Here is a 12077-nt window from a genome sequence, read left to right as displayed (position 1 = left end):
TGTGCGAACAAAATAGAAAAGCATGTGACATTCTTGTCACACGCTAATGATGGCCGCAAAGTCATTCCTTTTTGGAAAAGTTAACGCAAATGCTGTTTCTGCATTGACGATTGACTGTGCGTGAATATCGATCAGAAGGGGAGTGGCTGCTTTTTTAGCGAGATACAGCCCCATACCTGTAGCGGCGTGATCTTGATGGTTGACGGTCGATGTGAAGCCTTTATCGAATATGCGCGGCAGGTCCTTTTGATCAATGCCCCGGCCGAAGTCTTTCACCTCAAGCCATGTGTGATCGTCCTGCCTCCAGCTTTTTATGGAAATGTCAGAGGCCTCGCTGTATTTCACTGCATTCGTTAAGAGCTGTCTAATAATAAATGCCAGCCATTTCGCATCACTAAGGACTTCCTTTTGATCAAGCTGAATGTCAAAACCAATCCCTTTTTGAATACACCATGACTGCAGCGTCTTAATCTCATTAAAAACCACCGTTTCCAAGTCGACTGTTTCAATATACAAATCGTTTTCTATAAACGGAATCCGTTTTTGATGCAGCTGCTGATCAAGCAGAAGGTGAATCCGCAGCCATTCATACGTCAATTGCGTTTTCATTGCATCGTCTTCCATGCGCTCAATCATTAAATGCATGGCAGTTAGCGGGGTTTTCACTTCATGAATCCACGATAACAGTTCATCTTTTTCCTGTTCAAGTGAAATTCTGCTGTGCAGCGCATCTTTTTTCAGCATCTCTGCCTGTTCGATGAGCGTTTTTTCAACTAACTGTTCAAATGGACTTTCCGGAGCTGGAATGCTTGATAAATCAAGGTTATTTTCCCGATCCTCCAGACTTTTATAAAAAGCGGTTTCTTTATTGTACCGAACCGTTAAGAAAACAAAGAATGAGATCATGGAAAGGAAGACAATATACAAAACAGGCTCAAATGGAATGGCTGAGTCGATGAAAGAGACAAAGAGAATCAGGACATGAATAAAAATGAAAAAGAAAATCCAGCTGCGGCGCTCTTTTAAGAAACAGCCGGTCATAGCGTTTCCTCTTCTGCCGCAAGATAGCCCTGTCCTACTTTAGTCTCGATAAAACGGCCAAGGTCAATCTCCTCGAGCCGCTTTCGCAGGCGGTTGACATTCACTGTTAACGTATTATCGCTTATAAAGCGTTTATCGTCCCACAGGCTGTTCATGAGTTTGTCTCTGCTGACTATTTTGTTTTTTTGTTCAATTAAAAGTTTGAGAATGAACATTTCATTCTTTGTCAGTTCAACGGAGCCTGCTTCATTTGTAACCGTATTTCGTTCATAATCAACAGCAGCATTGCACCATGTTTTCAGACTTACTTGTTCAGTATTGTAGTTATAAACACGGCGGAGAATGGCCTGAATTTTCGCGATCAGCACATCAAAGTGGAAAGGCTTTTGGACAAAATCATCGGCCCCAAGCTGCATGGACATGACCATATCTGTCGGGTGATCCCGCGAGGACAGAAAGATGATCGGCACATTTGAATGGGATCGGATCATTCGGCACCAATGAAAGCCGTCAAACTTGGGCAGCTGAATATCAATGATCACCAAATCAGGTTTAACTGCTGAAAATTCCTGCATCACTTTATTAAAATCATTGATTCCATAAACATCATATGACCATTGATTTAATCTTTCTTTCATTTCATTAAACAAGGTTAAATCATCTTCAATTAAAAGGAGTTTGAACAAAAATTTCACCACTCTATAAGGTTTCTTTTACAATTATTGTATAGGAAAACAGATTTGTGTGCTATAGATGGCCTTGTACGGAATATTCATACTAATCTTGACATTGTTTCGATAGATTGCTATTGTAATAAAAAAATAATTTCTTATCCAGAGAGGTGGAGGGACTGGCCCTTTGAAACCTCAGCAGCAGGTCTAAGAAGACACTGTGCTAATTCCAGCGGGTGAATGAACCTGATAGATAAGCATACCTTTATTTGTCAGCAGCGCACTCTTTTTAAAGAGTGCGCTTTTCATTTTTTTGGATTTGAAAAAAGGGGAGTAGAAATGGAAGGTCAGCAGCAATTTCAGAGGAAAATGCAATCTCGTCATTTAGTCATGCTATCGCTTGGAGGTGTCATTGGAACAGGTTTATTTTTAAGTACAGGTTATACGATTCAGCAGGCTGGACCGTTTGGCACGATCCTGTCGTATCTAGTTGGGGCGCTGGTCGTTTATCTCGTTATGCTTTGTTTAGGGGAATTATCAGTACATATGCCGGAGACGGGTGCATTTCACAGCTATGCCGCTAAATATATTGGTCCGGGAACAGGGTACACAGTAGCCTGGCTGTATTGGCTTACTTGGACGGTTGCGTTAGGTTCAGAATTCACGGCAGCAGGGCTGCTGATGCAAAGGTGGTTTCCATCCATTAATGTTTGGATTTGGAGCGCGGTATTTGCCTTGATGATCTTTTTATTAAATGCTGTGACGGTTAAGTTTTTTGCGGAGTCTGAGTTTTGGTTTGCATCGATTAAAGTCGTTGCCATAGTAATTTTTATTCTTTTAGGAGGAGCCGCAATTGTTGGCTTTATTCCGCTGACGGACTCTAGTTTTGCTCCATTCTTTACGAATCTTACAAGTGAAGGGTTATTTCCGAATGGTGCATTTGCCGTGATCATGACGATGCTTGCTGTGAACTTTGCCTATTCGGGAACAGAATTAATAGGGGTCGCAGCCGGAGAAACGGAAGAGCCTGAAAAAACAATACCCATCGCGATTCGAACAACATTATGGAGATTGATCCTTTTTTTTGTAGGAACGATTGTTGTTTTGTCGGCGCTGCTGCCTGCATCGGATTCAGGGGTTTTAAAGAGTCCCTTTGTTGCTGTTCTTGAACGAATTGGTCTTCCGTTTGCAGCAGATATCATGAATTTCGTTATCTTAACGGCTATTTTATCAGCAGCAAACTCAGGTTTATATGCTGCTTCCAGAATGCTCTGGTCTCTTTCAAATAAGAAAACCATATCACCCGTTTTTGCAAGAGTGACAAAACAAGGTGTACCTATATATGCTGTGATATTCAGCATGCTGGGCGGTACTTTGGCTTTATTCTCAAGTATCATTGCACCAGATACAGTGTATATCGTCCTTGTCTCCATTTCTGGTTTAGCTGTGGTGGTCGTCTGGATGAGTATTAGTGCGTCACAGTTTTTCTTTCGCAGACAATATATCAAAGAAGGTCATTCAGTAAAGGATCTGGTTTACCGGACGCCTTTCTATCCCCTGGTGCCGATCGCATCTTTTGTGCTGTGTCTCGCATCATTAGTTGGAATCGCATTTGACCCTGCACAGCGAATTGCACTCTATTGCGGCATTCCATTTATTTTGATTTGTTATGGAAGCTACTATTTAACTCAGTATGTAAAGGAAAGAGGAGAAGGATATGCAGCAGAAAATCAATCCAATTGACGCTATTTTACATGACCATTCCATTATGATTCTTGATGGAGCACTTGCTACAGAGCTTGAGCAGCATGGCTGTGATTTGGAGGATCCCCTTTGGTCAGCCCGAATCTTGCTTGAAAACCCGGAATTGATTTATCAGGTTCATTCAGATTATTTCCGTGCGGGAGCGGACTGTGCAATAACGGCAAGCTACCAGGCAACAATTGATGGGTTCTTGAAGCGGGGAATCGAAGAAATAGAAGCCTTGCAATTAATGAAGAAAACGGTGCTGCTTGCCAAAAAAGCAAGAGATGATTTTTGGAAGGAAGAAATGGGAGCTGTTAGACCAAAACCATTGGTTGCGGCATCAATTGGTCCTTATGGCGCCTATCTTGCAGATGGTTCGGAGTATACAGGCAACTATGGTGTAACGGATGAAACATTAGAAGAATTTCATCGTCCAAGAATATCAGCTTTGATTGAAGCAGGTGCTGATTTACTGGCATTTGAAACAATTCCTTCCCTTCAGGAAGCAAACGTATTAAGTTCTTTATTGAAGGAATTTCCCAATACATATGCATGGCTGTCCTTTTCCTTGAAAAATGAGAAAGCGATTAGTGATGGCACCCTCCTCGAGGTGTGTGCCAATACCTTCGGGTACAACGGGCAAATTGCTGCAATTGGCATCAACTGTGCACCACTGGAATTGGTGAATGAAGCCATAAAAGTAATCAGCAGCCAGACAAAAAAACCGGTTATCGTTTACCCGAATTCTGGTGAAGCCTATCATCCAGAGACTAAAACGTGGCATGGGCAGAAATCTTGCCTTGAACTGGATCAACAGTCGGAAGAATGGTACAAATCAGGGGCTCGCTTAATAGGGGGATGCTGCCGGACGGCACCTCGCCATATTGAGAAGATTTCAAAAAAATGGCGGACTGGTGAAAAGGTCAATTCTGATGTTTAATAAATAGAACAGAGAAGGACATCCTCATTCGGGATGTCCTTTTTCTCACTGCTCTCATGCTGATGCAGAAGCATGAACTTTTGCCCACGCAGTCCTTTCACTCTTCCCGTGCAGGAAGTAATAAAGAAGAGAACTGGCTAGAACTACAAAGCCCAAAATCACATACAGCGTGCTGTAGCCTGTCACCGGAATGACAAAACCAAGCAGATATGGTCCAAATCCTAAACCAGCGTCAAGAAAGATAAAGAATGTCGAAGTGGCGAGCCCCATGCGGTGAGGCGGTGTTAATTTTACGGCGATCGCCTGTGTCGTTGATTGCATGTTTCCAAATCCAAGGCCGATCAGAACGCCTGAAAGCAAGAAAATGAAGCTGGTGCCAGCTGTGCTCAAAAGGAACATACCTGCTCCAAATAAGAGGAAAGCAGGATACATAATGAAGTTTGCCCCTTTTTTGTCCATTAAACGGCCGGTGAAGGGGCGTGATACCAAAACAGCTGCCGCATAGACGATGAAAAAGAAACTTGCTGTGCTGACAAGGTTAATGTCCATTGCGTAGAAATTAATAAAGGATAGGACACTTGAATAACAAAACGCCACCGCAAGGGTGATAAATGCAATCGGCAAAGCTCTTGGCTCTACAAAATTTGAAAGTTTGAATCCTCGTACTTCTGCCTTTTTTGCTGAACCATCAAGCGGGGGCACATACAGGAAAAAGGCAATGATTAAATTGCTGGCGCCTAATGCCACGCAGAAAGTAAAGATCGTATGAAAGCTTTCGTGCTGGCTTAAGTACAGTCCGATGAATGGCCCGATGGCTGTTGCAAGAGTTGCACTCATGCTGTAGTACCCGATGCCTTCCCCTTTTCGCGAAGCGGGAATAATCTGTGCTACGATGGTGCCTGTTGCTGTACTGGCCATACCCAGTGTAATTCCATGAACTAGACGGTTTATAAGAAGGAAGCCAAGGCCTAATTCAAAGAAATAAAAAGCTGTTGTCAGAGTAAACAGGATAAGCCCGGTATACAGGATTTTTTTCCGGCTGAACGTTACGATAAGCCTTCCAATGAAAAGCCGGCCAATCAGTGCGCCTATAATGAATATCCCGGTTACAAGTCCCGCCTCGCTTGTAGAGGCACTGTATTCATCTACTGCAAACACCGCAATAGTCACCATTAATAAGTAAAAGATTAACGTTAAGAAAAAGTTAATGGACGACACGACAATAAAGTCTTTCGTCCATAGTTTGGATGCTGTCTGATTCACGTTTGTATCACCTTACTCTCTAATATTGTTCCGGATATCTCCCATAATCCGGATGACTTCAAGCTGTTCTTCTTCTGAAATTCCTTTTAAAATCTCCTGCTCATATTCATCGATTGTTACGCGGACATCGCCGTAAACCTTTCTCCCAGTGTCTGTAAGCTGCATTCTCTTTTCACGCTTATCCTTGCCGGGAACATGCTCTACATAGCCCAGTTCCTCCAGACGGCTGATCGTTCTTGTCACGGTAGGCTTTTCAACACTTTGATAATCAGCAAGCTCAACAAGCGTAGCTGTCCCGTAATTGGATAAGTAATGCAAAACGGACCACTGTGCTCTGTATAAATCGTGCTTGGCAAGCTCGATATTCAGTCTGTTTTCAAAAGGACGGTATAACAGCAGAAGCTGCTGAAAAAACTTTTGGTATGTTTTTATAGGAAACACCTCATCAAATAAATAGTTACCCTAGATAATGGTTACTCTAGGTAACTAATATAACAAAATCAGTCAGTGTTTGTCTACCTGATGAATTCCTGAAGATGGTTATTGACACAAAACGGGAATATATGTTATTTAATTAGTGGTTAGCACTCTCATAAAAAGAGTGCTAAATAGAAGTCTGAAAGGAGAATGACAATGGAAAAAATGCAGTTCAAAGCAGAATCTAAAAGACTATTGGAAATGATGATCAATTCAATTTACTCTCAAAAAGAAATCTTTTTAAGAGAGCTGATTTCAAATGCGAGTGATGCGATTGATAAAATTTATTACAAAGCTTTAACAGACGACAGCCTATCATTTGACCAAAATCATTACTACATAAAAGTAAGTGCAGACAAAGAAAATAGAACATTAACAATCTCAGATACAGGGATTGGGATGACAAAGGAAGAGCTTGAAAACAATCTCGGGATTATTGCGAAAAGCGGCTCATTGGCTTTTAAAAGCGAAAATGAACTGAAGGATGGCCATGACATTATCGGTCAGTTTGGGGTAGGTTTCTACTCAGCCTTTATGGTAGCTGATGCCATCACGGTCACAACGAAGACAATCGGCAGTGAAGAAGCTTACAGATGGCTTTCTGGTGGAGCAGAAGGCTATACGATCGAACTTTGTGAGAAGGAAGAGGTTGGAACAGAGATTATTCTAAGCATCAAAGAAAACACAGAAGACGATTCGTTTGATGAATATTTAGAAGAATACCGCTTAAAAGCCATCATTAAAAAATACTCTGATTTCATCCGCTATCCAATTAAAATGGATGTAACGGAGCGAAAACGCAAAGAAGACAGCGAAACAGAATTCGAAGAAATTCACGAAGAACAAACAATCAACAGCATGGTTCCGATCTGGAGAAAGAATAAACAGGAGCTCACTTCGGAAGATTACGAGAATTTCTATGCAGAAAAGCATTACGGGTTTGATAAGCCGTTAAAACATATCCATATCAGTGTGGACGGTGCCGTCAGATACAATGCGATTCTCTACATCCCTGAGCAGATTCCGTATGATTACTACTCTAAAGAGTTTGAAAAAGGACTTGAGCTGTATTCAAATGGCGTACTGATCATGGAAAAATGCTCAGACCTGCTTCCTGACTATTTCAGTTTTGTAAAAGGAATGGCAGATTCTGAGGACTTGTCCCTTAACATTTCAAGAGAAATCCTGCAGCATGACCGCCAGCTGAAGCTGATTGCGAAGAACATCAAAAACAAAATTAAGAGCCAGCTGCAAAGCTTATTAAAAGATGAAAGAGAAAAGTATGAAACATTCTATCACTCTTTCGGAAGACAGCTTAAATATGGCGTTTACAGTGATTTTGGAGCAAATAAAGAAGATCTTCAGAACCTGCTTATGTTCTACTCATCAAAAGAGAAGAAGCTGATCACACTTGATGAATATGTTTCAGGCATGCCTGAAGATCAGAAGTACATTTACTATGCTGCAGGAGAAAGCTATGAACGAATTGAAAAGCTTCCGCAGACAGAGGTTGTGGCTGATAAAGGCTATGACATCTTATATTTCACGGATGAAGTGGATGAATTTGCGATCAGAATGCTGATGAACTATCAGGAAAAAGAATTCAAATCGATTTCAAGCGGTGATTTAGGCATAGAAGCAGGCGAGAATGAAAAGGTTGCAGAATCAGAAGAGAAAGATAACAAAGAACTCTTTGAAGAAATGAAGACGATTCTTGCAGGCAAAGTGAAGGATGTAAGAATCTCAAAGCGCCTCAAGTCTCATCCAGTCTGCATCGCAACTGAAGGCGAAGTAACGACGGAAATGGAAAAAATCCTGAAAGCCATGCCTAACAGCCAGAACATTGAGGCGGAGAAAATCCTTGAGATCAACAGCAGCCACGATGTCTTTGCTTCCCTAAAAGATGCATTGGCAAACGACAAGGAAAAACTTGCGCTGTACACGAACCTCCTATTTAACCAGGCTCTTCTAATTGAAGGACTGACAATCGAGGATCCGGTTGAGTTTACGAATGATATTTGCAAGATTATGGTGTGAAGAAAAGCGGAAAGGGAGTCCTGATCATCAGGACTCCCTTTCTCTTATTTAGGATGCATCTTAAATTTCAAAAACAGCTCATTATAGTAAGCCAAATTCTTTTTGCCGAGGTTCTCGTACACTTCCAGTTTTTCCGTCAGTTCAGGCGGCGGATAGAAGCGCTCATCGTTTACCATCTCTTCAGGCATGTACTTTAAGGCTTCTTTGTTCGGTGTTGAGTAGCTGACATATTCGGTGTTTTCTGCGGCCACCTCAGCATCCAGCATGAAGTTGATGAACTGATGGGCAGCTTCCGTATTTTTGGCTGTTTTCGGGATCACCATGTTATCGAACCATAAATTTGAGCCTTCCACTGGAACGACATACTCGAGATCTTCGTTTTCATACATGATCTCTGATGCAACCCCGGACCATACAAGACCGATTGATGCTTCCTGATTTTCAAGCAGCATCCTGCTTTCGTCTCCAACCACCGCTTTGACGTTTGGAGTGAGAGAATCAAGCTTTCGTTTTGCTTCCTCTAAATGATCCTTATTTGTATCGTTAAGAGAATAGCCGAGGCTGTTGAGCCCCATTCCCATCACTTCTCTTGCGCCGTCAATCAGCAGGATCTCATTTCGCAGATCGGGATCCCAAAGGTCATTCCAGCTCGTGATTTTTTTTCCATCTATCATCGAAGGGTTATAGACGATGCCGACCGTACCCCAAAAGTAAGGAATGGAATATTTATTTTCAGGGTCAAAAGGCAAATCCATAAACCGGTCATCAATATTTTTCAAGTTCGGAAGTTTTGAATGATCTAAAGGGATCAGTAAATCTTCCTGTCTCATTTTATCAATCATATATTCAGAAGGAACGGCAATATCATAAGTCGTTCCGCCTTGATCAATCTTTGTCATCATCGCTTCATTGGAATCAAAGGTCTCATAGATGACCTTAATGCCTGTTTCTTTCTCAAAGCGGTCAACCAGATCGGAATTGATGTAATCTCCCCAGTTAAAAATTGTAAGCGTATTTCCGCTTGAGTAGCCCTGTGAAGAATTTAGTTCGGATACTGCATACAAAAGGATGCCTGACACGAGAATAATCGCGAAGAAAACGCGGACCAGCTTCTTCATTTTCTTACCCCCAATCCGCTTTGCTTATTTCTCTGCGTAATGAAGTAATATACGACGACAAGCAGAACTGTGAATAGGAAAAGCAGGGTAGATAGAGCATTGATATTCAATGAAATTCCCCGTCGCGCAAGTGAATAAATTTCAACTGACAGCGTGGTGAATCCATTGCCGGTTACGAAAAAGGTAACAGCAAAATCATCAAGAGAGAATGTAAGCGCCATAAAGAATCCTGCAAAAATACCCGGTGTAATAAAGGGCAAGGTCACTTTAGTCAGGACATTCCAGCTGCTTGCGCCTAAGTCTCTTGCTGCATCAAGTAAAGTAGGGCTCATCTCCATCAGTTTCGGCAGCACCATCAAGACAACAATCGGAACGCTGAATGCAATGTGAGATAAGAGAACCGAATAAAATCCAAGCTTGATTCCCGCCATCGTAAACAGGATTAAAAACGAAGCGCCAATAATAACGTCAGGGCTGACAATCAGTACATTATTCAGCGACAATAGTGTGTTTTTGGTTTGTCTGCTTTTAAACGAGTGAATGGCAAGAGCTCCAAGGACCCCGATGATAGTTGAAATAAGAGCAGACAATAAGGCGATCACCAGGGTGTTAAGCACAATAATCAACAGCCTTGTATCTGTAAACAGTTCTTTATACCAGTCCAGCGTAAATCCTTCAAAGTTGTACATCGTACCGCCGCTGTTGAATGAATAAAACACAAGGAAAAAAATCGGCGTATAAAGGATGAGAAAGATCAAAATTAAAAAGATCCTGGATAGAGGGGATATTTTTTTATCCAACTTTCATACCCCGCTTTCGATTTCCGGTAAGGAAGATAATCAGAAACATAAAAATAATCAAGAAGACAGCAATTGTAGAGCCCATACCCCAGTCCTGCGTCACAAGGAAATGCTGTTCTATCGCAGTGCCGAGTGTGATGACTCTGTTTCCTGCAATCAATCTTGTCAGCATGAACAGAGAAAGAGCAGGAATAAAGACGAGCTGGCAGCCAGCCTTAACGCCATCAATCGTCAGCGGAAAAATGACTCTGCAAAAAGCAGTCCAGCTTGATGCCCCCAAATCACGCGCTGCATCTAAAAGGGTTGGATTTAATTCATTCAGTGAATTGAAAATAGGCAAAATCATAAACGGAATAAAGATATAAACCGATACAAAAATGAAACTGAAATCGGTGAACAATAACTGCTGAGAACCAATGCCGATTGCTTCTAAAAAGCTGTTCGCAACACCGTACGTGCCGAAAATCCCCAGAAAAGCATAGGCTTTTAACAATAGATTAATCCAGGAAGGAACGATAATCAGCAGCAGCCAAAGATGCTTATGCTTTGTATAAGTCAGCAAATAAGCAGTCGGATAGGAAATCAGCAGGGAAAGGGCTGTAATCAAAAAGGCATACCAAAATGAACTCAAGGTCATTTTCATGTAGACCGGTGTAAAGAAGTTCTGGTAATTAGCAAGCGATAAATTTCCTTCAATATCAATAAACGAATAATAAAGAACAAGAACAATCGGTGCAATTACAAAGAGAGCAATCCAAAGAGCGTAAGGAATCATATACAAATTTCGGGTCAGCTTAGTTTCCATGTTCTTCTCCATCTGCATAAGCTTCTAAGCGTCGGTCAAATTCCTCTTCGGTCTCCCCGAATCTCATAACGTGTATCGCTTCAGGGTCAAAATAAAGACCAATTTCATCTCCTACAGTGGCTTTCTTTGTAGAATGAACGAGCCATTCATTTCCATCCTTGTCATAGCTGCTGATTTCATAATGAACACCTCTGAACAATTGGGAATCAACGCGTACCTGGAGTTTTCCCCGTTCCAGTGAAGTGATTTCCAAATCCTCAGGGCGAATGACGATCTCAATTGGTTCATTTGGGTTCAGACCCTGATCGACACATTCAAATTGTCTGCCTGTGAACTCCACAAGGTAATCCTCAAGCATCGTCCCTTTTACAATATTGGATTCACCAATGAAATCCGCAACAAACCGGTTGATCGGCTCATCATAGATATCGGTTGGTGTCCCGCTTTGCTGTATTTTCCCTTTGTCCAGAACAAAGATTTCATCTGACATCGCGAGTGCTTCTTCCTGGTCATGGGTGACAAAGATAAAAGTGATGCCAAGACGCTGCTGAAGCTCGCGCAGCTCATACTGCATTTCAGTCCGAAGCTTTAAGTCCAGGGCGGAAAGAGGTTCATCAAGAAGAATAACTTCAGGCTCATTGACAATCGCACGTGCAATCGCAACCCGCTGGCGCTGGCCTCCAGACATTTCCCTGATTTCCCGTTTTTCATAACCGTCAAGATTTACAAAGCTTAAGGCTTCTTTTACTTTTGATTCAATATCCCGATTGTTCATCTTTTTAATGCGCAGTCCGAATGCAACATTTTCAAAAACGTTCAAATGAGGAAACAGCGCATAATCCTGAAAAACCGTATTAACTTGGCGTTTGTTAGCAGGCACATCGTTTATTTTTTTTCCATTAAAAAGAATTTCCCCTTCAGACGCTTCGGTAAATCCGGCAATTAATCGCAGGATCGTTGTCTTGCCGCAGCCTGAAGGACCAAGAAGTGTATAAAATTTGCCGCGCTCGATTTCAAAACTGACATGATTGAGGACGGCAGGGTCATTGTCGTATTGTTTCGTAACCTGCTTAAATTGAATAATTGTGTTTGTCATATCATTCTCCCTCTTAGTTTGTTCGGATTTGAACAAAGAAATATTTATAGATAAGCGGTCTATTTTGCCTTATTTAACATGAA

Annotated in this window: 11 protein-coding genes and 1 riboswitch; of the genes, 3 read left to right on the top strand and 8 right to left on the bottom strand. The window is 41.8% G+C overall.

Annotated features, from left to right (window positions below; translation table 11 throughout):
• Nucleotides 1-36: 36 nt before the first annotated feature.
• Nucleotides 37-1041, bottom strand: coding sequence for a sensor histidine kinase (locus E2R53_RS17390; protein ID WP_133312970.1), 1005 nt, complete (start codon nt 1039-1041; stop codon nt 37-39).
• A complete protein-coding gene (locus E2R53_RS17385; protein ID WP_133312969.1) occupies nt 1038-1727 on the bottom strand; it encodes a response regulator transcription factor in 690 nt (229 codons plus the stop codon). Before E2R53_RS17385 ends, E2R53_RS17390 begins: the two co-directional genes overlap by 4 nt.
• Nucleotides 1728-1867: 140 nt before the next feature.
• Nucleotides 1868-1972: riboswitch (SAM riboswitch) on the top strand.
• 79 nt (nt 1973-2051) lie between these two features.
• Between E2R53_RS17385 and mmuP the strand changes: the two genes are divergently transcribed.
• On the top strand, nt 2052-3455 hold the full coding sequence (mmuP, locus tag E2R53_RS17380) for an S-methylmethionine permease (protein ID WP_133312967.1): 1404 nt from the start codon (nt 2052-2054) through the stop codon (nt 3453-3455).
• Nucleotides 3430-4398, top strand: coding sequence for a homocysteine S-methyltransferase (mmuM, locus tag E2R53_RS17375; protein WP_133312965.1), 969 nt, complete (start codon nt 3430-3432; stop codon nt 4396-4398). Before mmuP ends, mmuM begins: the two co-directional genes overlap by 26 nt.
• A 54-nt stretch (nt 4399-4452) precedes the next feature.
• On the opposite strand, the gene E2R53_RS17370 is transcribed toward mmuM, so the two are convergent.
• Both E2R53_RS17370 and E2R53_RS17365 read right to left on the bottom strand, forming a co-directional pair.
• Nucleotides 4453-5661: an MFS transporter gene (locus E2R53_RS17370; protein ID WP_133312964.1), complete on the bottom strand. Its 1209-nt coding sequence runs from the start codon at nt 5659-5661 to the stop codon at nt 4453-4455.
• Between the two features lie 12 nt (nt 5662-5673).
• Nucleotides 5674-6093, bottom strand: coding sequence for a MarR family winged helix-turn-helix transcriptional regulator (locus tag E2R53_RS17365; protein WP_133313109.1), 420 nt, complete (start codon nt 6091-6093; stop codon nt 5674-5676).
• Between the two features lie 201 nt (nt 6094-6294).
• Here E2R53_RS17365 and htpG point away from each other — a divergent pair, with 201 nt between their 5' ends.
• The gene (htpG, locus tag E2R53_RS17360; protein WP_133312963.1) at nt 6295-8175 is read left to right on the top strand and encodes a molecular chaperone HtpG; all 1881 of its coding nucleotides are present in this window, start codon (nt 6295-6297) and stop codon (nt 8173-8175) included.
• Between the two features lie 44 nt (nt 8176-8219).
• Here htpG and E2R53_RS17355 read toward each other — a convergent pair whose 3' ends face one another.
• Genes E2R53_RS17355 through E2R53_RS17340 form a run of 4 tightly spaced genes read right to left on the bottom strand, consistent with a single transcriptional unit; the run spans nt 8220 to nt 11994 of the window.
• Entirely contained in the window at nt 8220-9293 is a 1074-nt protein-coding gene (locus E2R53_RS17355; RefSeq protein WP_133312961.1) for an ABC transporter substrate-binding protein, read from the bottom strand.
• Nucleotides 9290-10093, bottom strand: coding sequence for an ABC transporter permease (locus E2R53_RS17350; protein ID WP_133312960.1), 804 nt, complete (start codon nt 10091-10093; stop codon nt 9290-9292). The genes E2R53_RS17355 and E2R53_RS17350 overlap by 4 nt, the downstream gene beginning before the upstream one ends.
• Nucleotides 10086-10898 carry an ABC transporter permease gene (locus E2R53_RS17345; RefSeq protein WP_133312958.1) on the bottom strand — a complete coding sequence of 271 codons (813 nt, stop codon included), beginning with the start codon at nt 10896-10898 and terminating at the stop codon, nt 10086-10088. The genes E2R53_RS17350 and E2R53_RS17345 overlap by 8 nt, the downstream gene beginning before the upstream one ends.
• Nucleotides 10888-11994 carry an ABC transporter ATP-binding protein gene (locus E2R53_RS17340; RefSeq protein WP_133312957.1) on the bottom strand — a complete coding sequence of 369 codons (1107 nt, stop codon included), beginning with the start codon at nt 11992-11994 and terminating at the stop codon, nt 10888-10890. Before E2R53_RS17340 ends, E2R53_RS17345 begins: the two co-directional genes overlap by 11 nt.
• Between the last annotated feature and the right edge of the window lie 83 nt (nt 11995-12077).

Origin of the sequence: Peribacillus frigoritolerans, assembly GCF_004358755.1 — a bacterium.
Lineage (GTDB): Bacteria > Bacillota > Bacilli > Bacillales > Bacillaceae > Bacillus_P.
Note: the sequence above shows the minus strand (reverse complement) of the source record. Positions and strands in the feature narration are given on the sequence as shown.

Excerpts from the sequence above, each read along its gene's own strand:
- E2R53_RS17390 (WP_133312970.1), bottom strand. The coding sequence starts at position 1,041 with ATGACCGGCTGTTTCTTAAAAGAGCGCCGCAGCTGGATTTTCTTTTTC.
- mmuP (WP_133312967.1), top strand. The coding sequence starts at position 2,052 with ATGGAAGGTCAGCAGCAATTTCAGAGGAAAATGCAATCTCGTCATTTA.
- mmuM (WP_133312965.1), top strand. The coding sequence starts at position 3,430 with ATGCAGCAGAAAATCAATCCAATTGACGCTATTTTACATGACCATTCC.
- htpG (WP_133312963.1), top strand. The coding sequence starts at position 6,295 with ATGGAAAAAATGCAGTTCAAAGCAGAATCTAAAAGACTATTGGAAATG.
- E2R53_RS17355 (WP_133312961.1), bottom strand. The coding sequence starts at position 9,293 with ATGAAGAAGCTGGTCCGCGTTTTCTTCGCGATTATTCTCGTGTCAGGC.
- E2R53_RS17345 (WP_133312958.1), bottom strand. The coding sequence starts at position 10,898 with ATGGAAACTAAGCTGACCCGAAATTTGTATATGATTCCTTACGCTCTT.
- E2R53_RS17340 (WP_133312957.1), bottom strand. The coding sequence starts at position 11,994 with ATGACAAACACAATTATTCAATTTAAGCAGGTTACGAAACAATACGAC.